Annotated in this window: 27 protein-coding genes and 1 tRNA gene; 18 read left to right on the plus strand and 10 right to left on the minus strand. The window is 57.3% G+C overall.

Annotated features, from left to right (window positions below):
* Positions 1 to 85 precede the first annotated feature (85 nt).
* Positions 86 to 505 (plus strand): excalibur calcium-binding domain-containing protein, encoded by a 420-nt coding sequence (locus RA28_RS02210; RefSeq protein WP_241481044.1) that lies wholly within the window; start codon positions 86 to 88, stop codon positions 503 to 505.
* Positions 506 to 563: 58 nt separating this feature from the next.
* The gene (locus RA28_RS02215) at positions 564 to 926 is read left to right on the plus strand and encodes an MmcQ/YjbR family DNA-binding protein (protein ID WP_039523282.1); all 363 of its coding nucleotides are present in this window, start codon (positions 564 to 566) and stop codon (positions 924 to 926) included.
* A 25-nt stretch (positions 927 to 951) separates the two neighbouring features.
* On the opposite strand, the gene RA28_RS02220 is transcribed toward RA28_RS02215, so the two are convergent.
* Positions 952 to 1,380: a hypothetical protein gene (locus RA28_RS02220; RefSeq protein ID WP_039523285.1), complete on the minus strand. Its 429-nt coding sequence runs from the start codon at positions 1,378 to 1,380 to the stop codon at positions 952 to 954.
* A 376-nt stretch (positions 1,381 to 1,756) separates the two neighbouring features.
* Here RA28_RS02220 and RA28_RS02225 point away from each other — a divergent pair, with 376 nt between their 5' ends.
* Together RA28_RS02225 and RA28_RS02230 are read left to right on the plus strand one after the other, a co-directional pair.
* A complete protein-coding gene (locus RA28_RS02225; protein ID WP_039523288.1) occupies positions 1,757 to 2,047 on the plus strand; it encodes a hypothetical protein in 291 nt (96 codons plus the stop codon).
* A gap of 705 nt (positions 2,048 to 2,752) precedes the next feature.
* Positions 2,753 to 3,457, plus strand: a complete 705-nt coding sequence (locus RA28_RS02230) for a hypothetical protein (protein WP_039523291.1) — start codon at positions 2,753 to 2,755, stop codon at positions 3,455 to 3,457.
* A 1-nt stretch (position 3,458) separates the two neighbouring features.
* Here RA28_RS02230 and uvrB read toward each other — a convergent pair whose 3' ends face one another.
* Positions 3,459 to 5,645: an excinuclease ABC subunit UvrB gene (gene uvrB / locus RA28_RS02235; protein ID WP_039525541.1), complete on the minus strand. Its 2,187-nt coding sequence runs from the start codon at positions 5,643 to 5,645 to the stop codon at positions 3,459 to 3,461.
* 254 nt (positions 5,646 to 5,899) lie between these two features.
* Here uvrB and RA28_RS02240 point away from each other — a divergent pair, with 254 nt between their 5' ends.
* The 3 genes from RA28_RS02240 (at position 5,900) to RA28_RS02250 (ending at position 6,939) form a co-directional block, all read left to right on the plus strand.
* On the plus strand, positions 5,900 to 6,211 hold the full coding sequence (locus RA28_RS02240) for an ETC complex I subunit (RefSeq protein WP_039523295.1): 312 nt from the start codon (positions 5,900 to 5,902) through the stop codon (positions 6,209 to 6,211).
* Entirely contained in the window at positions 6,212 to 6,679 is a 468-nt protein-coding gene (locus RA28_RS02245; protein ID WP_039523298.1) for a GNAT family N-acetyltransferase, read from the plus strand.
* 182 nt (positions 6,680 to 6,861) lie between these two features.
* Positions 6,862 to 6,939, plus strand: a tRNA-Arg gene (locus tag RA28_RS02250).
* A 132-nt stretch (positions 6,940 to 7,071) separates the two neighbouring features.
* Here RA28_RS02250 and RA28_RS02255 read toward each other — a convergent pair.
* The 6 genes from RA28_RS02255 to iolD all read right to left on the minus strand — a co-directional run bounded on the left by RA28_RS02255 (position 7,072) and on the right by iolD (position 14,336).
* On the minus strand, positions 7,072 to 8,115 hold the full coding sequence (locus RA28_RS02255) for a PLP-dependent cysteine synthase family protein (protein ID WP_039525544.1): 1,044 nt from the start codon (positions 8,113 to 8,115) through the stop codon (positions 7,072 to 7,074).
* Between the two features lie 616 nt (positions 8,116 to 8,731).
* Positions 8,732 to 9,670 carry a glycosyltransferase family 2 protein gene (locus RA28_RS22130; protein WP_052261234.1) on the minus strand — a complete coding sequence of 313 codons (939 nt, stop codon included), beginning with the start codon at positions 9,668 to 9,670 and terminating at the stop codon, positions 8,732 to 8,734.
* Positions 9,671 to 9,809: 139 nt separating this feature from the next.
* Complete coding sequence (locus RA28_RS02265) at positions 9,810 to 10,649, minus strand: class II fructose-bisphosphate aldolase (RefSeq protein ID WP_039523301.1); 840 nt, start codon at positions 10,647 to 10,649, stop codon at positions 9,810 to 9,812.
* Entirely contained in the window at positions 10,646 to 11,485 is an 840-nt protein-coding gene (locus RA28_RS02270) for a 5-deoxy-glucuronate isomerase (protein ID WP_039523303.1), read from the minus strand. The genes RA28_RS02265 and RA28_RS02270 overlap by 4 nt, the downstream gene beginning before the upstream one ends.
* An 11-nt stretch (positions 11,486 to 11,496) precedes the next feature.
* Positions 11,497 to 12,465 carry a 5-dehydro-2-deoxygluconokinase gene (iolC, locus tag RA28_RS02275; RefSeq protein WP_039523305.1) on the minus strand — a complete coding sequence of 323 codons (969 nt, stop codon included), beginning with the start codon at positions 12,463 to 12,465 and terminating at the stop codon, positions 11,497 to 11,499.
* Positions 12,465 to 14,336 (minus strand): 3D-(3,5/4)-trihydroxycyclohexane-1,2-dione acylhydrolase (decyclizing), encoded by a 1,872-nt coding sequence (iolD, locus tag RA28_RS02280; protein WP_039523307.1) that lies wholly within the window; start codon positions 14,334 to 14,336, stop codon positions 12,465 to 12,467. The genes iolC and iolD overlap by 1 nt, the downstream gene beginning before the upstream one ends.
* A gap of 121 nt (positions 14,337 to 14,457) precedes the next feature.
* On the opposite strand from iolD, the gene RA28_RS02285 reads away from it, so the two are divergent.
* From RA28_RS02285 to RA28_RS02295, 3 genes are read left to right on the plus strand one after another with little or no spacing between them, the layout of a single operon-like run.
* A complete protein-coding gene (locus RA28_RS02285; RefSeq protein ID WP_152612033.1) occupies positions 14,458 to 15,573 on the plus strand; it encodes a Gfo/Idh/MocA family protein in 1,116 nt (371 codons plus the stop codon).
* A 13-nt stretch (positions 15,574 to 15,586) separates the two neighbouring features.
* A complete protein-coding gene (locus RA28_RS02290; RefSeq protein ID WP_039523313.1) occupies positions 15,587 to 16,480 on the plus strand; it encodes a sugar phosphate isomerase/epimerase family protein in 894 nt (297 codons plus the stop codon).
* An 11-nt stretch (positions 16,481 to 16,491) separates the two neighbouring features.
* Positions 16,492 to 17,652, plus strand: coding sequence for a Gfo/Idh/MocA family protein (locus tag RA28_RS02295; protein WP_039523316.1), 1,161 nt, complete (start codon positions 16,492 to 16,494; stop codon positions 17,650 to 17,652).
* Here the strand turns inward: RA28_RS02295 and RA28_RS02300 are convergent.
* The gene (locus RA28_RS02300; RefSeq protein ID WP_039525549.1) at positions 17,643 to 18,656 is read right to left on the minus strand and encodes a LacI family DNA-binding transcriptional regulator; all 1,014 of its coding nucleotides are present in this window, start codon (positions 18,654 to 18,656) and stop codon (positions 17,643 to 17,645) included. The two genes, RA28_RS02295 and RA28_RS02300, sit on opposite strands and share 10 nt — an antisense overlap.
* A 180-nt stretch (positions 18,657 to 18,836) precedes the next feature.
* On the opposite strand from RA28_RS02300, the gene RA28_RS02305 reads away from it, so the two are divergent.
* From RA28_RS02305 to RA28_RS02315, 3 genes are all read left to right on the plus strand, one after another.
* The gene (locus RA28_RS02305; protein ID WP_039525552.1) at positions 18,837 to 19,781 is read left to right on the plus strand and encodes a sugar ABC transporter substrate-binding protein; all 945 of its coding nucleotides are present in this window, start codon (positions 18,837 to 18,839) and stop codon (positions 19,779 to 19,781) included.
* A gap of 80 nt (positions 19,782 to 19,861) precedes the next feature.
* On the plus strand, positions 19,862 to 20,977 hold the full coding sequence (locus RA28_RS02310; RefSeq protein WP_039523318.1) for an ABC transporter permease: 1,116 nt from the start codon (positions 19,862 to 19,864) through the stop codon (positions 20,975 to 20,977).
* A 1-nt stretch (position 20,978) separates the two neighbouring features.
* Positions 20,979 to 21,773: an ATP-binding cassette domain-containing protein gene (locus RA28_RS02315; RefSeq protein WP_039523321.1), complete on the plus strand. Its 795-nt coding sequence runs from the start codon at positions 20,979 to 20,981 to the stop codon at positions 21,771 to 21,773.
* An 82-nt stretch (positions 21,774 to 21,855) separates the two neighbouring features.
* On the opposite strand, the gene RA28_RS02320 is transcribed toward RA28_RS02315, so the two are convergent.
* A complete protein-coding gene (locus RA28_RS02320; protein WP_039525554.1) occupies positions 21,856 to 22,938 on the minus strand; it encodes a Fic family protein in 1,083 nt (360 codons plus the stop codon).
* A gap of 254 nt (positions 22,939 to 23,192) precedes the next feature.
* Here RA28_RS02320 and rpsJ point away from each other — a divergent pair, with 254 nt between their 5' ends.
* The 5 genes from rpsJ to RA28_RS02345 are packed head-to-tail and all read left to right on the plus strand — an operon-like array spanning position 23,193 to position 25,796.
* Positions 23,193 to 23,507: a 30S ribosomal protein S10 gene (gene rpsJ / locus RA28_RS02325; protein ID WP_008756422.1), complete on the plus strand. Its 315-nt coding sequence runs from the start codon at positions 23,193 to 23,195 to the stop codon at positions 23,505 to 23,507.
* An 18-nt stretch (positions 23,508 to 23,525) separates the two neighbouring features.
* Positions 23,526 to 24,260 carry a 50S ribosomal protein L3 gene (gene rplC / locus RA28_RS02330; RefSeq protein WP_039523327.1) on the plus strand — a complete coding sequence of 245 codons (735 nt, stop codon included), beginning with the start codon at positions 23,526 to 23,528 and terminating at the stop codon, positions 24,258 to 24,260.
* Complete coding sequence (rplD, locus tag RA28_RS02335) at positions 24,257 to 24,874, plus strand: 50S ribosomal protein L4 (protein ID WP_039523330.1); 618 nt, start codon at positions 24,257 to 24,259, stop codon at positions 24,872 to 24,874. Before rplC ends, rplD begins: the two co-directional genes overlap by 4 nt.
* Positions 24,871 to 25,167, plus strand: a complete 297-nt coding sequence (locus tag RA28_RS02340) for a 50S ribosomal protein L23 (RefSeq protein WP_039523333.1) — start codon at positions 24,871 to 24,873, stop codon at positions 25,165 to 25,167. The genes rplD and RA28_RS02340 overlap by 4 nt, the downstream gene beginning before the upstream one ends.
* Complete coding sequence (locus RA28_RS02345) at positions 25,164 to 25,796, plus strand: hypothetical protein (protein WP_039523335.1); 633 nt, start codon at positions 25,164 to 25,166, stop codon at positions 25,794 to 25,796. The genes RA28_RS02340 and RA28_RS02345 overlap by 4 nt, the downstream gene beginning before the upstream one ends.
* The last annotated feature ends 81 nt before the right edge of the window (positions 25,797 to 25,877 follow it).

Here is a 25,877-nt window from a genome sequence, read left to right on the forward strand (position 1 = left end):
TGAGCTCGGCGCGCCTGTACGAAAGTCTCGCACCGGTCACCGGTTGGCCATGTGATTGCCACATCCGTGGCTTATGCATCGCCCCATGAAGACAGATGATTCCCAAGACCAGACGATGCCCCGCCGCTCGATCCGGCGGCATCGCCGCGCTGACGAGCAACGCCGCCGGGCTTTGTCGCCTGTTCGCATTCTGATAATGGTTCTGGCCCTTCCGCTGACGACCGGGATTATCGCGCTGGGCACCTATTTCCGCGCCACCGACCGGGAGCGGCCCGAAGCTGTTCTGCACCTTGTGGCCCTGGCGGGATGTGATGCGACGCGAGCGATGGGGTTTGGTGCGTTCCACGAGGGCGACGCAGGGTATCACAAGCGCAATGATCCGGACGGCAACGGCATAGCCTGCGAAACAGCCGCCCCGGTTATGAAGGCAAGCCCGACAGTTTTGCCCAGCACCGAGGCCCCGAAACAGCGCATGGTAGGAAACGCGAAGTTCGTGCGCCCGTAAGTCGGTTCGCGCGGACCTTCTTATTGCGCCCATCGCGCCCGAGGGCCAGGATCGCAGTATGACCCGGGACGAATTCAACAGTTTTTGCGGCGGCCTCAAGGCGACCAGCCATGTGGTTCAATGGGGCAATGCGGATGTATGGAAGGTCGGCGGCAAGGTGTTTGCGATCTGCGGCTGGAACGACGGAGAAGACGCATTTACCTTCAAGGCCACCGATCTGGCCTTTGAAGTTCTCAGCGATGAACCCGGCATCCGCCCCGCGCCTTATCTCGCGTCGCGTGGGATGAAATGGCTGCAGGTCTACGAGCCGCGCGGAATGAGCGACGCCTCGCTGCGCGAGCATATCGTGACGTCCTACGAATTGGTGGTGGCCAAGCTGACCAGGAAGATGCGGGCAGAGCTGGGATTGCAAGACGGGTGATCACCCATCTTGTACTGTGAAACGGTCAGGAAAGCTGAGCCCCGGCGCAATCGCGAAAGATACGAACCTGAGGGGCTGCGCCGTCCAACGGGAACTCGGTCGACCCGTCCTGCGTAAAGGCATAGGCGGTCTGATTGTATTCCAGCCCGTCCAGAACATTGCCGAATCCGGTATCCGTGACCGTCAGGGCGGCGGCGTTGCCGGACAAAACATGGCGAGGTGTGGCGATTTCGATGGGGTTGGGCCCGTCAAAACGCATCGCGAACCACGGGGTTTGCGTCCAGCCGCCGTCCTTGCGGGTGATCGTCAGGGTATAAAGCGGCTGTGCCGGGTCGTAGGTCAGGAGAATCTCAGCCTGTTCGGTGTCGTGGGAGAGCGTGCAGATTGAGCCTACAGTCGCCTCCCACGCGGTGGCTGGGGTGGCTAGGATCAGAGAGAGTAGAGCGATGCGCATGAGCGGTTACTTAGCTGCGAATGGGCCTCGGGCAAGGATGATGACCCGCATTGACGATTGGGTCGGGGCTTGCGCAAGGTGGATTTGTTGGAGGTGCCAACGGATTTCGCTGACGTGCGCGCCAGGTTCTCCGTCAGCTCCACTCGGGTTACGGATACCCCGTCAATGGCGCTCTGGACCCCATGCGTGCTGCGCTGCGAACGCTGGGCCGCAACTATGAAGTGTCGATGCCCGCGTTCGGGTCAGGCGTTAGGTTGAAAATGCCTTGAATTCCCAAGTATCAATGCGAGATTTCAGGCCGCTGTGATACGTTGCGCGCGGCGGGGTCGTACCGGTCACGCCATTTGGCAATTTCGCCGAACGAGGGAGGAAAGTCATGTTTGCACGCATTACTCAATTCAAGATGAAGCCCGGCACGCGCGACGCGGCGACGGCAAAAATGAATGATCTGAAGTCTGACATCATGGGCATGCCCGGCATGCACTGCTTTACCAACGTAATGAACGAGGACGGCTCGGGCTATGTGATCTCGGTGGTCGAGAGCGAGGCGACCTCGAACGCAAACGCGCCCAAAGTGGCCGAGCTATGGGGTCAGTTTGCGGAATTTCTGGAAGGTCCGCCGACGCCGGTTGGCTATGATGTGATTGCCCATTGGGATAAGGGATGAGCCGGCGGGCGGGATTTTCCCGCCCTTTTTTCGTGCGGTGTTTGGGATGGGGTTTTGCCCCATCTTGAGTCTGAGTCGCCTCGGAGGGATGGGTTGGAAACCCGTCCTACGCTTGCTATGTCTAGTCATAACGGGTTCGCAGGAACCAAGCAGCTCGCAAGCCATCGTAAGCGACAGCACGCAAAAGCCAGCCTCGCGCCAGCAACAGCACGCAAAAGCCAACGAAAGCCAGCCTGAGCCAGCGACAGCCAGCCCACAGCAAGCAATCGCGCGCCAGCGCCCGAAACCATCATCCCGATGGATCAAAGGCCGATGATGCACTAACAATCAACTTGGACCAGTCAGATGAGGCTGCTCAGGCAAGATGGTTGCGAGCACCCATCCTACGCTTGCTAAAAAGCTGACCTGTCGGAGAAGATGCGTTTGAGTACCCATCCTTGGCTCGCTAAGTGAGTGAGCTTTCGCATTGACATGCCGCAATCAAAGCTAGAAAAAGCCAGAGCATAGCTTCGCACACAAGCGTAAACTAGAAATTAGTAAATAATTCTGATGCTTACGCTTCATGATGCTGCACCAGAGGGTCAATTTGATTGGTTAAACTCCTAGTGGTTTGAAGGACTTGAAGATGTAGTAAAAGATCAGAAAAATCGATATAAAAATCGAGCTCTACTATGCTAAAGACTACTGTGACGACTCTCGAAAGCCATGAATTCCGACACGAGTTTTAAAGAATTTCTAACCTACGTCGAAGACGAAACGATCGTTTCATCTCTTGCTCAAATAAATGACGTAGAAATGCGCATAGATGCTTTAGCTGAACTCTTGCGTGACCGCAACGAAGTCGACACGGCGCAATATCACAACGAAATTCGTGCGACCTTTTCAATATTCTATAAGAAAATTGAAGCGATATTGCCTGGCGAAGGACGTGAACAACTATGGGAATTTGCCTTGCCTGACCTGCATTTGTCACCGCCGCAATCCAAACCGAAACAGTCGACTTGGGAGTGGCCAGTCATCAACCTTGCTCCTCCAAAGGGGAGTGGGCTTAACGGCGGCACATTTCGTGACTTTTCAGCACTAAAAATGTTCGACTATACCGCGGGTAAAACAAACGGGTGGCCCAAGTCCAAGCGCGAGCGATTTCTCAATGACTTCTTGCGGCTTGAACTTCCCGAAGCTGTCACACAGTTATTTGGCAATGAATACGGCTCACCAATGAGCACAACCCGTCTCAGGAAAATTGCGAATTTAATTGCATCAAATTGCCAATTGCGAATTCGCAATGACGCGGTTCGATATCGATATGCAATTTCAGATTGGGAAAGCGACCTGCAATTCTTGAAGAGGACATTCTACGAAGGCGAAGGACTGAAATTTGTACCTTGGCCAGATCCGCGGGATATATGAACTACCGCTTCCTCCGCTTCACATTCCCGCCCCGCTGCCCCGGCCGCCCAGCCGTCGAGCGCCCACGCGATTTCACCGCGTCCTCTGACGCCTTTTCAACCGCCCATTGGCGCGCCATGGGGTCGTCGGCGACGGCGAGGTCGACCGCTTCCAGACGTTTGATCTCATCCCGGATGTTGGCGGCCTCTTCAAACTCCAGGTTCTCGGCGGCCTTGCGCATCTGGTCGCGCAGGCCGTCCAGATGGGCCTCGAGGTTCGCGCCGTGCATCGGCTTGTCGATGGTGGCGGTGACGCGGTTCATGTCGACATCGCCCTCGTAGAGACCGGCCAGAACGTCCTCGACATTTTTCTTCACCGTCTCGGGCGTGATGCCGTGTTCCTCGTTATAGGCGAGCTGTTTGGCGCGGCGGCGGTTGGTTTCGCCCAGGGCACGCTCCATGCTGCCGGTGATCTTGTCGGCATACATGATCACCCGGCCATCGGCGTTGCGCGCGGCGCGGCCAATGGTCTGGATCAGTGAGGTTTCCGAGCGCAGAAAGCCCTCTTTATCCGCGTCCAGAATGGCGACCAGCCCGCATTCTGGGATGTCGAGCCCTTCGCGGAGCAGGTTGATACCAACCAGCACGTCGAACGCACCAAGCCGCAGGTCGCGCAGGATTTCGATGCGTTCCAGCGTGTCGATGTCCGAGTGCATGTAGCGCACTTTGATGCCCTGTTCGTGCAGGTATTCGGTCAGGTCCTCGGCCATGCGTTTGGTGAGCGTGGTGACCAGCGTGCGGAAGCCGTTGGCGGCGACCTTGCGGACTTCATCCAGCAAATCGTCCACTTGCATCGAAACAGGGCGGATTTCGACCTCGGGGTCCAAGAGGCCCGTGGGGCGGATCACCTGTTCGGTGAAGACGCCGCCGGTCTGTTCGATCTCCCACTTCGCCGGGGTGGCCGAGACGAAGACGGATTGCGGGCGCATGGCGTCCCATTCCTCGAACTTGAGGGGGCGGTTGTCCATGCAGGACGGCAGGCGGAACCCGTGTTCGGCCAGCGTGAACTTGCGGCGATAGTCGCCCCGGTACATACCGCCGATCTGCGGGACCGAAACGTGGGATTCATCGGCAAACACGATGGCGTTGTCGGGAATGAATTCGAAAAGGGTCGGCGGTGGTTCACCCGGTGCGCGCCCGGTCAGATAGCGCGAATAGTTCTCGATCCCGTTGCAGACGCCCGTGGCTTCGAGCATTTCCAGGTCGAAGTTGGTGCGCTGTTCCAGACGTTGCGCTTCCAGCAGTTTCCCTTCACCGACCAATTGGTCGAGCCGGATGCGCAGTTCCTTTTTGATCCCGATGATCGCTTGGTTCATCGTGGGCTTCGGAGTCACGTAATGGGAGTTCGCATAGACGCGGATATGCTCCATCGTGTCGGCCTTTTCGCCGGTCAGCGGGTCGAACTCGGTAATCTGTTCCAGTTCCTCACCGAAGAACGAGAGCTTCCACGCGCGATCCTCAAGGTGGGCGGGCCAAATTTCCAGTGAATCGCCGCGCACCCGGAAGGACCCACGCTGAAACGCCTGGTCATTGCGGCGGTATTGCTGGGCAACGAGATCGGCCATCACCTGCCGCTGGTCGTATTCGTTGCCAACCTTCAGATCCTGCGTCATCGCCCCGTAGGTTTCGACCGAGCCGATACCATAGATGCACGACACCGAGGCGACGATGATCACGTCATCACGCTCGAGCAGCGCCCGCGTGGCCGAGTGGCGCATCCGGTCGATCTGTTCGTTGATCTGGGATTCCTTCTCGATATACGTGTCCGAACGCGGCACATAAGCCTCGGGCTGGTAATAGTCGTAGTAGGAGACGAAGTATTCGACCGAGTTTTCAGGGAAGAAGCCTTTGAATTCGCCATAAAGCTGCGCCGCCAGTGTCTTGTTGGGCGCAAGGATGATGGCGGGGCGCTGGGTTTCCTCGATCACCTTGGCCATGGTGAAGGTCTTGCCCGTGCCGGTCGCGCCCAGCAGAACCTGATCACGCTCGCCATCAAACACGCCCCCGGCCAGTTCCTTGATCGCCGTTGGCTGGTCGCCTGCCGGGGCGAATTCGGTATGCATGACAAACTGCTTACCACCCTCAAGCTTCAGGCGTGCGCGCACATCGTCGGCGGTCAGTTGGGTCTTGTCGGAATGGGCATAGGGCATAGGCAGGCTCCGGATCAGGCTCTTACATTTGTTCTTATTTTGTCCATCTGCAAGACCTGATACGGGTTCGATCCCGAAGAAAATGTCTGGTTCTGGCATCGCGGGTAGCCGTCATCATTTGGTAGCGGGCTGCATACCCTGCCCTCATGCCAATTATTGTCATCAGCCCACGCGTTCTGCGACAATTGCCATCTTGTCGCGGCCCGCGCTCTGACGCATAAACGGGTCTAGCCAAGTGAGCACGGAGAGGCGTCATGCGCGCACGGATTTACCAGCCTTCCCGAAATGCGATGACATCGGGCATGGCCGGGACGCGGCATTGGGTTCTGGAATACGCACCTGCGTCGGCGCGTGGGGTTGATCCGTTGATGGGCTGGACCTCGTCGGACGACACGCAGAGTCAGGTGCGCCTGAAATTCGACACCAAGGAAGAGGCGTTGGATTATGCCAAGGATAACGGCATCGAAGCGCAGGTTGTCGAGCCGCACAAGCGCAAGCCCAATCTGCGACCCCGTGGTTACGGCGAAAACTTCGCGACCGATCGTCGTGCGCCGTGGACACATTGAATGATCGACATCCGCGAGGTTGATCCGGGTACAGAAGATGTTCGCCCGATCATTGAAGCACATCTTGCACACAGCTGGGATGCGACACCTCAGACGTCCAATCACACGATGGATGTCGACTCATTGCGCGAACCCGGAATTCGGTTCTGGGCCGTGTACGAGGCCGAAAAACCCCTTGGATGCGGTGCGCTGAAGGCGCTGCCAGACGGAACGGCCGAGGTGAAATCCGTACACGTCGTTGCGGCGGCTCGCGGGCGAGGTTTGGCGCGAATATTGATGACGCATTTGGCTGATTTGGCGCGGGCCGAGGGCGTGCGGGCTTTGGTCTTGGAGACCGGCGCAGATCATATGAGCGAGTACGACGCGGCGCGCAAACTCTACGAGTCGTTGGGCTATGCCTATTGCGACCCGATTTACGGTTACGAAGACGATTTCAACAGTGCTTTTATGCGCCTGTCTCTTCGATAAACCGACCAACGCCCGCAGAAGACCTTGACCGTTCCATCAAATCCGGATTTCGCGCGCTCAGCCCCCATAACCGCCCAAGTGTTTGTAATTACTCAAGACCCTCAGCACCAATCAGCGGCGCATCTGACTTCTGCACCAAGTTGACAAGCCCGGTAAATTGACTGATACAGCCCAGCATGAGCGGGCCGTTAGCTCAGCTGGATTAGAGCAGGGAACTTCTAATTCTCAGGTCGGGGGTTCGAGTCCTCCACGGCTCGCCAAGTCGACATAATTGTTCAATACATGCCTGTCTTTCGTCTGCCTCCAGGACGATTTCGAGGACATGAACAGTACGTGTAACGCAGCTTTTTGCCTGTTGCGGTATGTCATTCAGAACCGGGGTTTTCCGTTTGTCACAGTGCCTCGCGCGCCAGATCTTGGGCAAATGGTCTGATATCGCCGATGTGCGTGTTGACCCACTCCGGCTCATAGTAGGTGTCCAGGTAGCGATCACCGCTGTCGCACATCAAAGTGACGATTGAACCCTTTTGCCCGCGATCCACCATTTCGTCAGCGATTTTCAACGCGCCCCACAGGTTGGTTCCGGTGGACGCCCCCGCACGTCTGCCTATCCGTTTTTCGAGCCAAAGCATGGTTGCCACACTTGCGGCATCCGGCACTTTGATCATCCGATCTATGACGTCCGGTTGAAATGAATGTTCAACCTTTGGCCGGCCAATGCCTTCGATCCGGCTTGAGGTTTCGGAGGTAAGGTCGCGATTGCCGCTGGTATAGCTGTCATAGAACACAGAGTTCTCGGGATCGACGACCGTCAGAGCGGAATCGTATCCCTTGTAGCGAATGAACCGTCCCAACGTAGCCGAGGTTCCGCCCGTGCCTGCACTCATGACCAACATCGCGGGAACCGGGTGCGGTTCAAATTCCATTTGGCGAAAGATACTCTCTGCAATGTTGTTGTTACCACGCCAGTCGGTGGCGCGTTCGGCGTAGGTGAACTGATCCATGAAATAGCCGCCGATGTCCTTCGCCAGTTTGACAGAGGTTCCGTGCATCTGGGGCGCTGAGTCCACGAAATGCGTTTGACCCCCAAAAAACTCGATAAGCCTGATCTTGCTGTGAGCTGTGCTTTTGGGGATCACTGCGACAAATGGCACCCCGATCATGCGTGCAAAATAGGCTTCGGAGACTGCAGTGCTGCCGGACGATGCCTCGATAATGGTCGTGCCCTCTTTGATCTTGCCGCTGCACAAGGCGTAGAGGAACAGGGATCGCGCCAGCCGGTGTTTCAGGCTGCCTGTGGGATGGGTGCTTTCGTCTTTCAGATAGATGTCGACGCCGTTCAAATGCGGCAAAGGCAGCTTGAACAGATGTGTGTCCGCCGACCTGTGTGCGTCCGCGTTGATTTTGGCAATTGCGCCGGCAACCCATTTGTCCATCTCGCCCTCTTTTCGTAAGTCGCACACCTTGACTATGCGCCCTGCACCTTGCGGATGGCAAATGGACAAGTCTTTGCACAGAGACTCTTTGTGTCGCGCCTGCGGTGCGGCTCCGCTGAACACGTCGAAGACAGAAAGCATGACTTCAACGCGTGCTTTGTCGGGTTGCCAAAAGGTTTTTTGAGCGGACTGCCATCCGACAGCGAAGGCAGCGGGTTTCCAGAAGTCCGGTCCTGACGCGCGGGCGGTTGCGGTGATTTCGAACGAGGCGACACTGATCAGTTGGGATACAATCGGTCGATGATCGGCAAGCTATTTCATGCGCTTACCCCCCATTTTTGGTGGGGAGATTTCGGTGGCGATTTGTGCTAAACTGTAAGGGCTGCGAATGAGATTGGCAGCAGGGGAGAGACCCACCGTCTCACAAATGATTGAGAGTGAAAGGTGGTCTGAGGGGCTGGACGAGGGGGTCTTAGCCAGCCCCTCTCTCTCAAGGGGGTATACGGAATGGTGAAAGTGTTCCGTTGACACCAAGCTAGCAAAACGCGCGCATCGCTGAAATTGGGGGATTCCCGTAGGGTCCACGATGGATGTCTATGGCTGGGCTTGTTCGGTGTCAGGACACGCCGAATGTACGCAGCACTTGCCGGGTTTCGCTTTCAGACAATTTGAACTCGTCAATGTATCGGGTTTTGTGGTGCAGGCGGCCGATCAGATCCTGATCGTTTTCGCCGTGGCCGACCACATACATCATGGCGGAAAACGGCACCGGGTCCAAATTCATCAACCCATCTTCGTTGGCATGGCGGATCAGGCGATGGTTTATCTGGGGTACAATCTGGGCGTCCTTGTCACCACCCGAACAGTCAAGCCGCCAAGCGACACAGGACCCACATGTGGACCCGAAGGACCGCATCTTCGACAGGCGCGGCGCAACGTTTGCAAGATTGCGCCCGGTCAACCTGCGAAAGGCATAGTTCAACCGCCAAGGCACAAGAAACAGGCCAAACAGCCTTTCCTGTTGGTCGACGGCCTCCTTCTGCGCCCGGTGCAAGGGCGCGATGGCGCGCGCAGCGATATCGTACATATAGCCGCGCTCAACCAAATAGCCGGATGGATCGCGTGTCTCGATCATGTAGTCGACCAGTTCCGGATGCGCAAAGTCGTCGGCGTCCAGATTGAAAAGGTAGATGTCTCCTGTCTCTGCCTTGAGGCAATGACCGGCGACCAGCCGTCGTTTGAACCTTTTGTCGTTGCCTTCGACCTTTTCGGCAAAAGGCAGAAACAGCACCTGATTGTCAAAGCAGACGCCTTCAGGCTTGGTCTGGCTGCAAATGATTGCTTTCCAGTGCGGGTTGGTCTGTCGGCGCAAAGTTTCGACAGTCTTTGCAAGGTTGGCGCACACCTGTTCCCAGTCGCCGGCTTTTTCTTCGGAAATCAACGGGATCGAAAAAACCACGGTGGGAGTGTCCGAGATCGGGTTGGGTGTCATCGCCGTCCGCCAGGGCTCGATTTGCGATCTGCAGTGTGTCCGCTGTTCAGCAGTCAGGGCCATTGGGGATTCTCGGTGCAGCGATTCTGCAAAGTCTTGTTTGATGACCCGCACCGATAAGGTTCAGGTTGCGCGGACCCTATTGGGCAGCGGATTTCTTTTCAAGTCGATGCGCCGATTGAATTGACCGCGAATCCCCGAATTAGGCACGCCCGGCAGCACCCAATCCGCGGATCACTGTACGGGCCGCCGCTTCGACTGGGTCGTGCGTTTCTTTTAGGATCGCGACCCGGTCAAATCGTTCGGGATCAGCTGACACGGCCTGTCTGAGCGCTGCGCCAAACGCCATGCGTAGCTCTGTGCCGATATTGAACTTGCAGATGTTCGAATGCGCCGACAGGTCGCTGCGCTGGGCCAGCGGGACGCCGGAGCCGCCATGAATCACCAGCGGGATATCTGTCGTCGCCTCGATCGCCCGGATACGCGGGACATCCAAGCCACCCTCTTTGTCTTGTTGCAAATGTACGTTTCCCACGGAAATGGCCATCGCATCGACGCCACTGTCGCGGGCAAACGTAGCGGCCTCGCTCGGATCCGTTCCGGCAGAAGCCTTGCCGCCGGAATAACCGACAAAACCAATCTCACCTTCGCAGGAGATTTCCGCCTCGGCAGCAAGCTGCGCGACCGCAGCAGTTTCTTCGATGTTCTGCTGCAAGGGCTTTTGCGACCCGTCATACATAAGCGACGTGAATCCGGAATCCCGCGCCTCTTTGCATTCGTCCAGCGTATACCCGTGATCCAAGTGCGCAACGACCGGCACATCAACCGACGCCGCCAGATTGCGGAACATGGCCCCCAAAACGGGCAGGGGTGTGTGCGCCCGGCACGAAGGGCCGGCCTGCAAAATCACAGGCGCACGTTCTGCCTGCGCCGCCATCACATAGGCGCGCATGTCCTCCCAGCCCAGACAAACGAGACCGGGCACAGCATAACCTTCGGCTTGAGCAGGTCGAAGCACCTCGGAAAGGGTAACAAGTGTCATTTGAACTTGGCCACCATATCCATGATGCCGGGTATGGTGTGCAATTGTTCCGCGTGTGTGGGTTGGAAATACTGCTTGAGGCTTCGTTGGCTCAGTCCGCCGAGAATGGTGAAGTAGTACATCTCGTACCCGGGCAGGACGCAACAGGGGTGATAGCCCTTGTCGATCAGGATCGTCGACCCGTCCACGATGTGATAGGCATCACCGGGTTCGTTATCGACCCGCTGCAGCATTTGCAGCCCCGAGCCATAGTTGGGTTTGAACCGGAAATTGTAACACTCGTCATGCCGTGTTTCTTCGGGAAGCCGGTCGGTATCGTGCTTGTGGCTGGGAAAACCCGACCAGCCGCCTGCACCAACGGTAAACAGCTCGCTCACCAACAGACGTCCGACGCGATCATGATGCGCAGCCCCGAGGATATGTTTGATTTTACGATGAGTTTTCGTGTCGTCCGAGCCGTATTGGACTAGGTCCAGTTCGGCCTGCCGCACCGCAAAGGGCTTAAGGGTTTCCGCGAACTTGGCCCCGGCGATAAAAACCTCGGTTTCGGTCAACGCCGTGATGCGCGCGCCAGTATCGGTTGGAACGTAAACGCCTTCCGGCTCTCCATCCCACACATCTTCGCCGCGGTTGCCGATGTCCCGGTACTGTTCGCCTGCTGTTTCTACGGTCACGGTGCCTGTCGCCGGAACCACACAGGTTTCATATTCGGCAACCCGATAGTCGAAGTGTTCACCGGCTTTCAATTTGACGATGTTGAAATAGACCAGCGGCACATGCGCGTCATCAGCGTCTACAATGGGCTTTTGTTGGTTGTCATAGGGTGCAATGTGCATATTGAGTCCTTTCAGGCCGCGTTTTCGGCAAGAAACTGGTTAAGCTCGGTCCGGGTTGGCATCGCGGGTGCACAACCGACGCGGGCAACGACCATGGCGGCGGCGGCCGAGCCTTGCAGAACCGCATCGCGCACAGTCAGGCCATCGGCCAAGCCGGACACAAAGCCGCCCATGAAGCTGTCTCCCGCGCCTGTGGGTTTCAGGGCATTTGTCCTGTAGATGCCCGTTTCGATTTCACCGTCCGGGGTAATCGTGATCGCGCCCTTTTCGCCCATTTTGTAGACAGCCAGCGCAGCGCCTTCAGCCACCAGTTCGCGGGCTTTGTCCAATCCACGTTCGTAATCTCCGGCCATGAAGCCGAACTCGACATCATTGCCAACGATTACGTCGCACATCGCACCGGCGCGTGAATACACGTCGGCAGCGATGTCGGCGGAGGGCCATGAATAGGGGCGGTAGTCCACGTCGAAAATCAGCGGCAGGCCAGCTTGTTTCGCCAGATCAAAGGCGCGGAATGCCGCGCTGCGCGAAGGCTCGGCGGCAAAGACCGTGCCCGTCGTTATCAAAGCCGAATAGCCGGGATAGTCGACAGCGGATACATCGGCTTCGGTCATCTCGAAATCAGCTGCCCCGTTGCGATAGATGACCGACTGATGGTCCTCGATCCGGGTTTCGACAACAGCCAAGGAATTGCGTGCCTCGCCGCCTACCGAGCGAACATGCGCCCGCCCGATCCCGTATTTGTCCAACTCGTTCAGGGCGAACCGACCGATTGCATCGTCCGAGACACAGGTCACCAGATCAGCCTTGGCACCCAGCTTGGTCAACGCGACCCCGATATTGGCGGAGGACCCACCCAGACAGGAAACGAATTGCGTCGCTTCTTCGGTCCTGGTGCCCGGCGGATCGGGGTAGAAATCCATGCCCGCGCGTCCGATGATGACAAAATTCTTGCCGGCAAGGCGCGAAAGGTCAGCCATTATACGCCCTGCCTTTGTTTGGCCCGTTCCGCCTCGATTTCAGAGTGTTTTTCACGAACATTGGGATTGTCGGACACCTCGGGCGTTCCGACCTCCCACCATGTGTGACCTTGCGCCGTCCAGCCATCGTAGGGGTCGACCTGCATGACGATTACATTTGTTTTGTCAGATGCTTTTGCCCGCTTGAATGCGTCTGACAACTCTGCTGGATTTGCGACCGTTTCAGTGATTGCTCCCATCGCGGCGGCGTGTTGGGCAAAGTCCACTGCGAAAGGTTCGGGTATGGTTGGGCAGTCTTTGATCAGGTTATTGAAACTCTCGTTCCCGGTGTTGTTCTGCAGCTTGTTGATCACAGCAAATCCGCCGTTATCAAGCACGAGAATGATCAGTTTCTTTTGCGACAGGACCGACGAATAGATATCCGAGTTCATCAGCAGGTAACTGCCATCGCCAGTGAAAACGATGGTGTCTTGGTCTTGTTCTGCTTCGGATTGGGCGATCCGCGCACCCCAGCCGCCCGCAATTTCGTAGCCCATACAGGAAAAGCCGAATTCGACATCGACTGTCCCGATATCCAGCGTGCGCCAGTTTGCGGTGACTTCGGCAGGCAATCCGCCCGCTGCTGCGACCACACGGTCACGTGGGTCGCAAAGCGCATTCACCACGCCGATGGCCTGCGCATAGGAATTGGGCCTGTTTCCGTAAGCGACATTTTCTTCGACATAAGCATCCCACGCCCTGCGCTCTGTCTGTGCTTCTGATGTCCAGCTGTCCGGTGCGCGATAATCGCCCATACCCTCTTGCAGCGCGCTCAGGGCAAGTTTTGCATCTCCAACAACGGGATTTGAAAGATGCTTGATCGCGTCATGTCTGCCGGCATTCATCCCGATAAACTTCGCGTCTTTGGAAAACGCCGTCCACGATCCGGTGGTGAAATCCTGCAAACGCGTACCCACGGCCAGAACAACGTCGGCGCGTTCGGCAATTGCGTTTGCGCTGTCCGAGCCCGTCACGCCAATCGGGCCGATGTTCAGGGGGTGATCTGCCAACATATTGGCGCGTCCCGCAATCGTTTCGACCACCGGAATACCGCGCGTTTCCGCAAAGGCCGTCAATTCAGCGACAGCGCCGGAATACTGGACACCCCCGCCGGCGATGATCATGGGACGTTCGGCTTGGTTCAGCAGCGCTGCGGCGTCTGCGATTTCGGCCTCATCCGGGGCTTGTCGGCGGATACGATGGACGCGGCGGGCAAAGAACTCTTCCGGGTAATCATAGGTCCACCCCTGAACATCCTGCGGCAGGCCCAGAAAGGCAGGGCCGCAATCGGCAGGGTCCAGCATTGTCGCCAGGGCCGCAGGCAGCGATTGAATTACTTGCGCGGGATGGGTGATGCGATCCCAGAATCGCGTGACAGATTTGAATGCGTCATTTACGCCCAGTGTCGGATTCCCGAAATGCTCAAGCTGTTGCAGAACCGGATCGGGCAGACGTGTCAGGAACGTATCCCCGCACAACATAAGCATGGGCAGCCGATTGGCATGCGCCAAGGCCGACGCCGTCAACAGGTTCGCGGTGCCGGGTCCGGCGCTGGCTGTACAGAACATGATTCGTTTGCGGAGGTGGTATTTTGCGTAGGCAGCTGCCGCGAATCCCATGCTTTGTTCGTTCTGCCCGCGGTAAAGCGGCAGGATGTCCTGAACCGGATACAACGCTTCACCGAGGCAGGGGACGTTTCCGTGGCCGAAAATACCAAACCCGCCGCCGAATATACGGGTTTCAACGCCATCTATCTCGATGAACTGATTGACGAGATACCGCACGATTGCCTGTGCTGTTGTCAGTCGAACCGTTTTATCTGACGTGGACATGTCGCCTCCTGGATGCGCCGGAATGAGCCGTGTTGCCGTCGATTGGCAGTTGCACAGCACCCGCACTCAGGATACGACTTTTGCAACCGGTTGCAACAGGCTGTTGAAGGGAGGGCGCATCATGACTGAAATCGGGATCGGTCTGATCGGCGGCGGCTATATGGGCAAAGCCCATGCCGTAGCCATGTCGGCCGTGGGTGCCGTCTTCGACACAGAGCTTCGCCCGCGACTTGAGATGATTGCCGCCTCCAGCCCGGCGTCAGCAGAACGGTATCGTCAAGCTTATGGTTTTGCGCGGGCGGGATCCGATTGGCGCGGTGTCGTTGAGGATCAAGCCGTCGAAGCCATCGTAATCGCATCACCGCAGAACACGCATCGCGCCATTGCCGAGGCGGCGTTTGCCAAAGGTAAACCGGTCTTCTGCGAAAAGCCGCTGGGGGCCTCTTTGGATGACGGCATGGCGATGGTCGCAGCAGCCGAGGCCTCTGGCGTGACCAACATGATCGGCTTCAACTACGTACGAACCCCAGCGACGCAGCTTGTGCGAAAGCTGTTGGCGGATGGGGTCATCGGGGATGTGACCTGGTTTCGCGGAGAGCATACCGAGGATTTCCTGGCTGACCGGGATCTGGAGGCCAACTGGCGGACTTCGGGGCGTGCGAATGGCACGATGGGTGACCTCGCGCCGCACATGGTCAACTGCGCCATGGCGTTGATGGGACCTATCGAAAAGCTTTCGGCGCAGATTGAAACGATACACGAAACCCGCCCCGGTCCAGATGGCCCGGCGTCGGTCGACAATGATGATCAGGCGCAGATGATGGTCCGGTTTGTGAACGGTGCATCCGGGCATCTGCATTTCAGCCGGACCGCCACGGGTCGCAAAATGGGGTATGCCTACGAAATCCACGGCACCAAAGGCGCGATCCGGTTCGATCAGGAGGACCAGAATGCTGTTTGGCTGTACAAAGCCGAAGGCCCGCAGGCGACCCGCGGGTTCACCAAGATCCTGACCGGGCCCGAACACCCGGACTATCTGCCTTTTTGTCAAGGGCCGGGGCATGGCACCGGCTATCAGGATCAGATCATAATCGAGGCGCGGGATTTCCTGCATGCGATCGCAACCCAAACACCCGTGTGGCCGACGTTCCGCGACGGGCTGGCTGTTTCACGCGTCATAGATACTGCTTTCGCCTCGGCTGAAACCGGCCGCTGGCTATCTGTCCCACAAGATTGAAAGGAATCCGGGAATGACCATTCGGATCGGCAATGCGCCATGTTCCTGGGGCGTTGAATTCGCCAATGACCCGCGCAACCCGGACTGGCAGACCGTGCTGAAAGAGTGCGCCGAGGCCGGTTACAAAGGTATTGAACTGGGGCCTGTCGGCTTCATGCCCGAAGACCCGGCACTTCTGTCTGATGCGCTTTCGGAACATGATCTGGAATTGATCGGCGGCGTTGTTTTTCGCGCATTCCATGATGCGGATCAATGGGACGACGTACTGGATGGCGCGGTTCGGACGTGCAAGGCGTTGACTGCGCATGGCGCTCAACATCTGGTGTTGATCGACTCGATCTCTCCGCGCCGCGCGCCGACGGCGGGTCGTGCTGACGCCGCGGAACAGATGGATGCGCAGGAATGGGCTGCTTATCGTGACCGCATTGCACATGTGGCGCGGATTGGCACCGAAGAGTATGGGCTGACCGTGGGCATGCATGCCCACGCCGCAGGGTTCATGGACTTCGAGCCAGAGCTCGAACGGCTGTTGGACGAGGTCGATGAGAGCTATCTGAAAATCTGTTTTGACACGGGGCATCATTCCTATGCGGGGTTCGACCCGGTGGCCTTCATGAAGCGCAATATAAACCGGATCTCCTACATGCACTTCAAGGATATCGACCCGGTGGTGAAGGCTGATGTTATCGAGAATGGTACCGGATTCTACGAGGCCTGTGGCCAGGGGATTTTCTGCAATCTGGGTCAGGGGGACGTTGATTTTCCGGCTGTCCGTCAGATCCTGCTGGATGCGGGGTTTCAAGGTTGGTGCACGGTCGAGCAGGATTGCGATCCAACAATGGATGTCAGCCCCATGAGCGATGCACGGGCGAACCGTGAATACCTTGAATCCACCGGTTTCAACTAAGGAAAAGTGCGATGGCAAAGCTGAAATGGGGCCTCATCGGAGGTGGCGAAGGAAGCCAGATCGGTCCGGCGCACCGCTTGGGTGCAGGCTTGGATGATGCTTTTGATTTTGTGGCTGGAGCGTTGGATCACAGGCCCGACGCGGGACGCGAATACGGGCAGCGGCTGGGGTTGGCTGCGGATCGTTCCTATGGCGATTGGCGGGAAATGCTCGAGGGTGAGCGCAACAGGCCCGACCGGATTGACCTGGTAACGATAGCAACACCTAACGCGACTCATTACGAGATTACCAAAGCCTTTCTTGAGGCCGGATTCCACGTGCTGTGCGAAAAGCCCATGACAATGACGGTCGAAGAGGGGGAAGAGATCGTGAAGCTCGCCCAGTCGACCGGGCGCATTTGCGCCGTCAACTACGGGTATTCTGGGTATTCGCTTGTGCGGCACATGCGGGCCATGGTGGCCCGGGGCGATCTTGGGGCTATCCGTCTGGTGGTCGCCGAATTTGCTCATGGCCATCACGCAGATGCGGCGGACGCCGACAATCCGCGTGTTCGCTGGCGGTACGATCCCGCTCAGGCAGGCGTATCCGCGCAGTTTGCCGATTGCGGTATTCACGCGCTGCACATGGCGTCTTTTGTGATCAATCAGCAGGTCACGCGATTGTCTTCAGATATTGCGTCTTGCATCGCAAGTCGCGAGCTTGAAGATGACGCGCAAGTCAATCTTCGCTTTGATGGCGGCGCGATTGGGCGTTTGTGGACATCCTCCGTTGCCATCGGACGCCAACACGGGTTGACCTTGCAGGTTTTCGGCGAAAAAGGCGGAATGCGCTGGTCTCAGGAACATCCGAACCAGTTGTACTGGATGCCGCTTGGACAGCGTCTGCAGGTGTTGGAGCGGGGCGAGGCCAATCTGAGCCCCGAGGCGGACCGGACGACTCGGGTCACCATCGGGCACGCCGAAGGAATGCCGCTGGCCTTTGCCAACATCTATAAGGATCTTGCCGAGGTTATTGCCGCCACGAACGACGGTGTCGCACCGGACCCAGCAGCCGATCTGTACCCGCGTGCCGAAGACGGTCTTCGATCCATGGCAGCGGTTTATGCCGTGGCTGAGAGTGGCAAACAGGATGGCGCTTGGCTGGATGCCCGACCGCCGATGTTTCAGTCGTGATCGGATGCAAGCGGCGGGCGGAGCGTCCTCCGTTCAACAACGCGGCAGGGAAACAGCCGTGTTTCTGCCAATCGGTCCGGGTGCTCAATCGTGTCGATCACAAGTTCGATTGACGCACGGATAATCTCGGATACGGGCTGGCGGATCGTGGTCAGATCTATGTTCTGCCAACTGGCCATTTCCATATCGTTCAGGCCGATCAGGCCGATGTCATCGGGCACCGATAAACCGGCATCCCGAACGGCACTGAGTGCACCAATGGCAATGACATCATCACCGCAGAAGTAAGCATCGGCGCGATCTGACATCAACTGTTTGGTCATCTCGACACGACCGGCGTCAAAAGAGTAGGCCGAAGCGCAGCTGACACTGACATCGATTTCGGGGCGACCGTTGAGTGTTTCAACGAATCCCCGCGCGCGGTCCTGGGTCGACGTGGCCGAATCCGGACCACCAAGAAACGCGACCCGACGATAGCCACGTTCAAGCAGCACCTGGGCGGCCATGCGCCCGCAGGCAACGTTGTCGATCCCAACGACATGAACATGAGGCGATGGCGTGAACCGTCCAAAGGAATGAACGACCGGCATCCCCGCGTTTCGAAACGCTTCGGCAAAGCTGGGAGGAAGCGTCGATGACGCAACAATCACGCCATCGACCGAATACTGACGCAGCATGCGAATCGAATTCAACGGGTCCGTTTCATCGGTGAGGTTGACCAGAAGCGGGCGCAGGCCGCGATCCTGAAGACCGCGTGTGAAAAGGTCAAAAACCTCTAACAGCAGCGGGTTGTGGAAGTTGTTCGACACCAAACCGATCAGCTTGGTCCGACCGGTTGTCAGGCTCGAGGCAAGCGCATTCGGGCTATAGCCAAGCTCGGCCGCAGCGCGTTTGACCTTGCTGCGCGTTTTTTCCGAGACCGATGCCCCTTCGGTAAATGTTCGCGATACGGCTGAACGAGAAACGCCCGCCTTTTTCGCGACATCCTTTAGGGTAACAGCCATGTTTTTCCTGCGCAGTTGTTTGTTGGCGGCATGGTTTAACACATGCCGCACGCTGCTGACAGCCTGCGTCCAATAACAGAAAATTGCAACCGGTTGCAAAATGAACGGATCGGCGCTACCGTTTTGCACGAGGCACTGGGCCTGCCCCAAAAAAGCCTGTCTGAGAATTGGGAGGATATCATGAAGTCACTTATTGCATCTGTCGCGATCGGCGTGGGCGCGCTGGCGGCACCGGTCACCGCGGTCGCTCAGGATCAGTCGCTGAGCTATGTTCTGGTCAGCCACGCACCCGACAGCGACACCTGGTGGAACACGATCAAGAACGGCATCGCGCTTGCCGGCGACCAGATGGGCGTCGAGGTTGAATACCGCAACCCGCCCACCGGCGACATCGCCGACATGGCGCGGATCATCGATCAGGCGGCTGCGTCCAGCCCCGACGGCATCATCACCACATTGGCGGATTTTGACGTGCTGAAGGGCCCGATTCAGAACGCGGTCGATCAGGGGATTGACGTGATCATCATGAACACCGGCACGCCAGAGCAGGCGCGCGAAGTGGGTGCGCTGATGTATGTCGGTCAGCCGGAATACGATGCCGGGTTTGCCGCTGGGCAACGTGCCAAGGGCGAAGGCGTGACCAAATTCTTGTGTGTGAACCATGCAATCCAGCAACCAACCGTTGGCGAGCGCTGCCGTGGTTACGCAGATGGTCTGGGCATTGAACTCGGCGATGCCATGATGGACTCGGGCACCGACCCGGCGGAAATTAAAAACAAGGTCATGGCGTATCTGTCGGCGAATGAAGATGTCGACGGTATTCTGACGCTCGGCCCTGTCTCCGCCGATCCGACGATCGCCGCACTGGACGAGATGGGTCTGGCGGGCGAAATCCACTTTGGCACGTTCGATCTGGGTGAGGAAATCGTCAAAGGCATCAAGGGTGGTACCATTAACTGGGGCATTGACCAGCAGCCGTTCCTGCAGGCCTACATGCCGGTCATCATCCTGGCCAACTGGGACCGCTATGGCGTGTTGCCGGGCAACAACATCAACTCGGGCCCGGGCTTTGTTACGGCATCCGGCCTGGAAAAAGTGGAAGAGCACGCGGGCGAATATCGCTGATCTTTAAGTCGGGGCGGCGCAAGAAATAAGCCGCCCCGACATCTTTAAATCACTCAAAACACGATATCGGAGAACCAGAGATGGCCGAGACCGCCGCATCCGGGGACGAACGAGTCAAACAGCTACCCGCCTGGCGTCGCGCCCTGATCCGACCCGAACTGGGCGGGATTTGCGGCACCGCGCTTGTCTTCACCTTCTTTCTGCTGACCGCCTTCGACAGCGGCATGTTCGAGCCGCAGGGCATCATGAACTGGACCGTCGTTTCCGCGCAGTTCATGATCATTGCTGTCGGCGCGTGCCTGTTGATGATTTCAGGCGAGTTCGATCTGAGCGTCGGCTCGATGATTGGTTTCGCGGGCATGATGATTGCGGTCTTTGGTGTCGTGCTGGCCTGGCCCATGTGGCTGGCCATTATCGTGACGTTCGCCATGTGCCTTGTGATCGGGGCGATAAACGGATTCATCGTAATTCGAACAGGGCTTCCCAGCTTTATCGTGACACTGGCCTCGCTGTTCATATTGCGCGGCTTCACAATTTACATCCCGCAAAAGGTGGAAAGCAAAACCATCATCGGCGGCATTCGGGACGCCGCCGAAGGCGATTGGCTGGCTCCGATCTTTGGCGGGAAAATAGGGCAGGGCTTTTTCCAGTGGCTGGGAGACATCGGTGTGATCGAGGTGTTTTCGCGAGGCAACCGCGCCGGACAGCCAGTCATTGACGGTTTGCCCATGCTGGTCGTCTGGGCGATTGTGTTGATCATCTTCGGCCACATCCTTCTGACCCGCACCCGTTTCGGCAACTGGATCTTTGCAGCGGGCGGTGATGCCGAAGCTGCGCGCAACTCGGGTGTGCCTGTGAACCGCGTCAAGGTTCTGATGTTCATGTTCACTGCGTTCTGCGCCTGCGTGTTCGCGACGTGTCAGGTGATGGAGTTCGGTTCAGCCGGTGCTGACCGGGGTCTGTTGAAGGAATTCGAAGCGATCATCGCGGTGGTCATTGGTGGCGCACTTCTGACCGGCGGCTACGGATCCGTTATCGGTGCGGCGCTGGGCGCTCTGATCTTTGGTGTCGTTCAGCAGGGCTTGTTCTTTGCGGGCGTCGAATCGAGCCTGTTCCGCGTCTTCCTGGGCGTCATCCTTTTGGGCGCGGTCGTATTGAACACATATATCCGTCGCATGATCACGGGAGAGCGCTAAGATGAACACACGCAGCGAACATGCCCCGATCATCCAGATGAAGAACATCGAAAAGCACTTTGGCAGCGTGATCGCGCTGGCCGGGGTCTCGGTTGATGTCTATCCCGGAGAATGCCATTGCCTGCTGGGCGATAACGGTGCCGGTAAGTCGACCTTCATCAAGACAATGTCCGGGGTTCACAAGCCCACCAAGGGCGAGATCATCTTCGAAGGCGCGCCGATGAACTTCGAAGATCCGCGCGATGCGATCGCAGCCGGGATCGCCACGGTACACCAGCATCTGGCCATGATCCCGCTGATGTCAGTCAGCCGCAATTTCTTCATGGGCAATGAGCCGACCAAGAAGCAGTTTGGTCTGTCCTTCTTTGACCATGAGTTCGCGGACCGCGTCACCATGGAAGAGATGAAGAAAATGGGCATCAACCTGCGCGGCCCTGATCAGGCGGTGGGTACGCTGTCGGGTGGTGAACGTCAGACGGTCGCCATCTCGCGCGCGGTCTATTTTGGAGCCAAGGTGCTGATCCTGGACGAACCAACCTCGGCCCTCGGCGTGCGTCAGACGTCAAATGTGTTGGCAACCATCGACCGTGTGCGCAAGCAGGACATCGCGGTTGTCTTCATCACGCATAACGTCCGGCACGCCATGGCTGTGGGTGATCGGTTCACGGTTCTGAACCGCGGTCAAACGCTGGGCACCGCGCAGCGCGGCCAGATTACGCCTGATGAGCTGCAGGACATGATGGCCGGTGGTCAGGAACTTGCGACCTTGGAAGGATCGCTGGGCGGGACAGTTTGAATATGTAGCGATGGTCGCCCATACTGTTGAATAGAAGGAGGCCGTCCCACATCGGGCGGCCTTCTTTGTCTGAAGTCTGGTTTTAGACTTCGTCACCCGCAAGTAGTTGAACTAAGGCGACATTCACATAATAATTGTTTCGACCTTCGACGAATTTGGTCAACGGTATCTCGTCATCTGCACACAGTTTCTCCAAGTAACTTGTCGCAGTAGGACGTGAGACATTGAGTTCGTCCATGACATATTCGATCCGCGTATATGGATGCCGGAATAAATTGTTGATTAGGTCTTGAGAGTATATTTTTCGATGTTTGTCGCGGATGTGTTGCTTGAAATAGGCCATTGCCTGTCGGATGCCCTCAATCAGTTCCAGAGTTATTTTAGAAGTCTCAGTTACGATATCGAGAATGTAGACAATCCAGTCCTCCCAATTGCCGTGATCTCTCACTTCTTGAAGGAGGCGGTAGTAGTCAGCTTTGGACTGATTTATCCCTCTGCTCATGTATAAGATCGGGATACTAAGTAGACCTTCTTTTGTGAGATAAAGAACATTGAGCATGCGTCCGAGACGTCCATTGCCGTCTGAGAAAGGATGTATGCTCTCGAATTGATGATGTATGATTGCCATCCGGATGAGCGGATCCAACTCTGATTCCGAGTTAATATACGTTTCAAGTGCAGACATTTGGTTCTCGATTTCACGAGCATCTTGCGTAGGAACGTAGACGATTTTTCCCGAGTTGTTTTGCAGACCAGTTCCTGGTGTTTTTCTAAAACCGTCATCTCTGTTCTTTAGAAGGCGAAACATTTCAGTAAGCGTGCGATTGGTAATTAGGCCCGTTTCACAAAGCCTTTCAAAGCCAAGTCTCAAGGCGTCTCTGTACACAGCCACCTCTTTCGAAGGGCCACTAAGAGCAGAGTCTCTATCTAAACCACCGCGAAATAGTTCGTCGTTAGTAGTTACGATGTTTTCGATTTCGGAACTGTCTTTGGCTTCTTGAAGAGATAACGTATCTATCAAAATTCCTTGATTGGGGATGATCGGCGCTAGCCCTTTGACTTCTGCCAGATTTCTTGTGGCTGTATTCAAGGCTTTAAGTATTGGTAAAGTGTCGAAATCAAAGTCTGGTGGCAAACCAGGAATGTTGTAAGTTTGTTTTAGCATTGCCTGCCTCATGTAAAGAAAACGAAAAAAACTTTGCACGTTGGGGTGGATATGTAAAGTTCAAGCGCCTTATTTTTACATTCAGGTTTGCTTCAAAAAACGCCCCTTGCCAAACCTCACCAACCCCACTAATACGCGCGAGTTCTCATCAAGAACGTCAAGGCGGGGTGATTCCCGCCTTTTGGGTTCGATGAGGGTTGGCGATGCGCGTCCGTCCTCCTCTCAACCTCAACGCCTGATAAAAGGCTGTATCTATGCAAAGCCAAAACATCCGTATTCGGCTGAAGGCATTTGACTATCGCGTTCTGGACGCCAGCACGCAAGAGATCGTCAACACTGCCAAGCGGACCGGCGCGAACGTGCGCGGCCCGATCCCGCTGCCGAACAAGATTGAGAAGTTCACGGTTCTCCGTGGCCCTCACGTTGACAAGAAATCCCGCGACCAGTTCGAGATCCGCACGCACAAGCGTCTCTTGGACATCGTTGATCCGACCCCCCAGACCGTTGACGCGCTGATGAAGCTCGACCTCGCTGCTGGTGTGGATGTCGAGATCAAGCTGCAGTCGTAAGATCGGAGGGTATTATTCATGCGCTCTGGTATTATCGCAAAAAAAGTTGGCATGACCCGCCTGTTCATGGAAGACGGCAAGCAGATCCCTGTGACCGTTCTTCACCTGGACAACCTGCAGGTTGTTGCACAGCGCACCGCTGACAAAGACGGCTACACCGCCGTTCAGCTGGGCGCCGGTGCGGCCAAGGCAAAACGCACCTCGAAAGCCATGCGCGGTCACTATGCCGCTGCCAAGGTCGAGCCCAAGCGCAAGCTGGCCGAGTTCCGCGTCTCCGAAGATGGCCTGATCGATGTGGGCGCCGAGATTTCGGCAGAACACTTCCTGGAAGGTCAGAAGGTTGACGTTTCGGGCACCTCGATCGGTAAAGGCTTTGCCGGTGCGATGAAGCGCCACAACTTCGGTGGTCTGCGCGCCTCGCACGGTGTTTCGATCAGCCACCGTTCGCACGGTTCGACCGGTCAGTGTCAGGACCCGGGCAAGGTGTTCAAAGGCAAGAAGATGGCCGGTCACATGGGTGCTGCCCGTGTCACCACCCAGAACCTCGAGGTTGTCAAAACCGACGCCGACCGTGGTCTGGTCTTCATCAAAGGCGCCGTTCCCGGACCGAAATCGGGCTGGGTCACCGTCAAGGACGCCGTCAAGAAGAAAGCACCGGAAGGCCTGCCTTTCCCGGCTGCTGTGAAGTCGGCTGTCACCGAGGCAACCGAAGCACCTGCGGAAGAAGCGCCCGCAGAAGGTGGTGAAGCATGAAACTTGATGTAATCAAACTGGACGGCGGCAAAGCCGGCAACATCGAGCTGGATGCAGACCTGTTCGGCCTCGAGCCGCGCGCGGACATCCTGCACCGCGTGGTCCGCTGGCAGCGCAACAACGCGCAGGCCGGTACACACAAGGTGAAAACCCGCCGCGAGACCAGCTACTCGACCAAGAAGATCTATCGCCAGAAGGGTACCGGTGGCGCACGCCATGGTGACCGCAACGCGCCGATCTTCCGGGGTGGTGGTATTTACAAGGGTCCGACCCCACGTTCGCACGGCCATGACCTGCCGAAGAAGTTCCGCAAGCTTGGCCTGCGCCACGCTCTGTCGGCCAAAGCCAAGGCAGGTGAACTGGTCGTGATCGAGAACGCCGAAGCCGAAGGCAAGACCGCCGCTCTGGCCAAACAGGTTGCAAACCTGGGCTGGAAACGCGCTCTGGTCATCGACGGCGCGACCGTGAACGAAGGGTTCCTGAAGGCGTCGCGCAACATCGAAGGTCTGGATATCCTGCCGTCGATGGGTGCAAACGTTTATGACATCCTCAAGCGTGACACCCTGGTGCTCACCAAAGCGGCTGTCGAAGCACTGGAGGCTCGTCTGAAATGAGCGCGAAGGCAGAACACTACGACGTGATCCGCAAGCCGGTCATCACCGAAAAGTCGACCATGGCGTCCGAAAACGGCGCGGTTGTCTTTGAAGTGGCGATCGACAGCAACAAGCCGCAGATCAAAGAGGCCGTTGAGGCGCTGTTTGGTGTGAAGGTCAAAGCGGTGAACACCACCGTGACCAAAGGCAAGGTCAAGCGGTTCCGCGGCCAACTGGGCAAGCGGAAAGACGTCAAAAAAGCATATGTGACCCTGGAAGAGGGCAACACAATCGACGTGAGCACCGGTCTTTGATCCGACGCTTACTGCGACTATTCACGGCCCCGGCGGTTCAACCCGCCGGGGCCGATTTCGTTTCAGACCCTGAATCTGTGCGTGCGCAGGTTTTGGACCAGATGCGGGATTTCAGCGTCGAGCCCTATTTTCAGATTGCCGATGAGAAGCTGGGGCTGCTTTCGGTTTTCGATGATCTGAAATATGACCGGGCGGATGTGGACATGATCTCTCCGGCGATGCGCAAGCATGTGGTCGGTAAGCTCGCCCCGCTTGGGTTCCGCCAGATTTCAGGCACGGTTCTGGAGCATGCCGAGTCAGACATGCGCGTCCACATGCCCAAGTTCCACGCCCTCGGCGCGTCGCCCTTCGACATCACGCGCTATACCGAGAAACGCCCGCAGGATTACTGCCTGCTGACGCCCACGCAGGTGGCCTGTCAGTACGTGGATCACTACGCGCTGGACGACGCGGTGCAGCGGATCGAGGGGTTGATTGCGAAACACCCGATCAACCTGCTCAAACTGGCGGACTATCTGGAAGGCAAACCCAAACACCGCGCCTTTCGCGAGGTTCTAGGGCATATCAAACTCAAGCAGAGGATCGCGGTGGAGTCCGAGCCGCTGTGCCGCAGGCGATCCCTCGGATAAGAGCGCAAGCCGCGCCAGCAACTGCCCGTGGGATGGCGCTGCACGGGCTGATCAGAGCGCTTTATAGTGCCAAGTACATCC

The organism is Ruegeria sp. ANG-S4 (assembly GCF_000814005.1).
In the GTDB taxonomy this organism is placed as follows: Bacteria; Pseudomonadota; Alphaproteobacteria; order Rhodobacterales; family Rhodobacteraceae; genus Ruegeria.

Excerpts from the sequence above, each read along its gene's own strand:
- RA28_RS02210 (WP_241481044.1), top strand. The coding sequence starts at position 86 with ATGAAGACAGATGATTCCCAAGACCAGACGATGCCCCGCCGCTCGATC.
- RA28_RS02215 (WP_039523282.1), top strand. The coding sequence starts at position 564 with ATGACCCGGGACGAATTCAACAGTTTTTGCGGCGGCCTCAAGGCGACC.
- RA28_RS02220 (WP_039523285.1), bottom strand. The coding sequence starts at position 1,380 with ATGCGCATCGCTCTACTCTCTCTGATCCTAGCCACCCCAGCCACCGCG.
- RA28_RS02225 (WP_039523288.1), top strand. The coding sequence starts at position 1,757 with ATGTTTGCACGCATTACTCAATTCAAGATGAAGCCCGGCACGCGCGAC.
- RA28_RS02230 (WP_039523291.1), top strand. The coding sequence starts at position 2,753 with ATGAATTCCGACACGAGTTTTAAAGAATTTCTAACCTACGTCGAAGAC.
- uvrB (WP_039525541.1), bottom strand. The coding sequence starts at position 5,645 with ATGCCCTATGCCCATTCCGACAAGACCCAACTGACCGCCGACGATGTG.
- RA28_RS02240 (WP_039523295.1), top strand. The coding sequence starts at position 5,900 with ATGCGCGCACGGATTTACCAGCCTTCCCGAAATGCGATGACATCGGGC.
- RA28_RS02245 (WP_039523298.1), top strand. The coding sequence starts at position 6,212 with ATGATCGACATCCGCGAGGTTGATCCGGGTACAGAAGATGTTCGCCCG.
- RA28_RS02255 (WP_039525544.1), bottom strand. The coding sequence starts at position 8,115 with ATGGACAAATGGGTTGCCGGCGCAATTGCCAAAATCAACGCGGACGCA.
- RA28_RS22130 (WP_052261234.1), bottom strand. The coding sequence starts at position 9,670 with ATGGCCCTGACTGCTGAACAGCGGACACACTGCAGATCGCAAATCGAG.
- RA28_RS02265 (WP_039523301.1), bottom strand. The coding sequence starts at position 10,649 with ATGACACTTGTTACCCTTTCCGAGGTGCTTCGACCTGCTCAAGCCGAA.
- RA28_RS02270 (WP_039523303.1), bottom strand. The coding sequence starts at position 11,485 with ATGCACATTGCACCCTATGACAACCAACAAAAGCCCATTGTAGACGCT.
- iolC (WP_039523305.1), bottom strand. The coding sequence starts at position 12,465 with ATGGCTGACCTTTCGCGCCTTGCCGGCAAGAATTTTGTCATCATCGGA.
- iolD (WP_039523307.1), bottom strand. The coding sequence starts at position 14,336 with ATGTCCACGTCAGATAAAACGGTTCGACTGACAACAGCACAGGCAATC.
- RA28_RS02285 (WP_152612033.1), top strand. The coding sequence starts at position 14,458 with ATGACTGAAATCGGGATCGGTCTGATCGGCGGCGGCTATATGGGCAAA.
- RA28_RS02290 (WP_039523313.1), top strand. The coding sequence starts at position 15,587 with ATGACCATTCGGATCGGCAATGCGCCATGTTCCTGGGGCGTTGAATTC.
- RA28_RS02295 (WP_039523316.1), top strand. The coding sequence starts at position 16,492 with ATGGCAAAGCTGAAATGGGGCCTCATCGGAGGTGGCGAAGGAAGCCAG.
- RA28_RS02300 (WP_039525549.1), bottom strand. The coding sequence starts at position 18,656 with ATGGCTGTTACCCTAAAGGATGTCGCGAAAAAGGCGGGCGTTTCTCGT.
- RA28_RS02305 (WP_039525552.1), top strand. The coding sequence starts at position 18,837 with ATGAAGTCACTTATTGCATCTGTCGCGATCGGCGTGGGCGCGCTGGCG.
- RA28_RS02310 (WP_039523318.1), top strand. The coding sequence starts at position 19,862 with ATGGCCGAGACCGCCGCATCCGGGGACGAACGAGTCAAACAGCTACCC.
- RA28_RS02315 (WP_039523321.1), top strand. The coding sequence starts at position 20,979 with ATGAACACACGCAGCGAACATGCCCCGATCATCCAGATGAAGAACATC.
- RA28_RS02320 (WP_039525554.1), bottom strand. The coding sequence starts at position 22,938 with ATGCTAAAACAAACTTACAACATTCCTGGTTTGCCACCAGACTTTGAT.
- rpsJ (WP_008756422.1), top strand. The coding sequence starts at position 23,193 with ATGCAAAGCCAAAACATCCGTATTCGGCTGAAGGCATTTGACTATCGC.
- rplC (WP_039523327.1), top strand. The coding sequence starts at position 23,526 with ATGCGCTCTGGTATTATCGCAAAAAAAGTTGGCATGACCCGCCTGTTC.
- rplD (WP_039523330.1), top strand. The coding sequence starts at position 24,257 with ATGAAACTTGATGTAATCAAACTGGACGGCGGCAAAGCCGGCAACATC.
- RA28_RS02340 (WP_039523333.1), top strand. The coding sequence starts at position 24,871 with ATGAGCGCGAAGGCAGAACACTACGACGTGATCCGCAAGCCGGTCATC.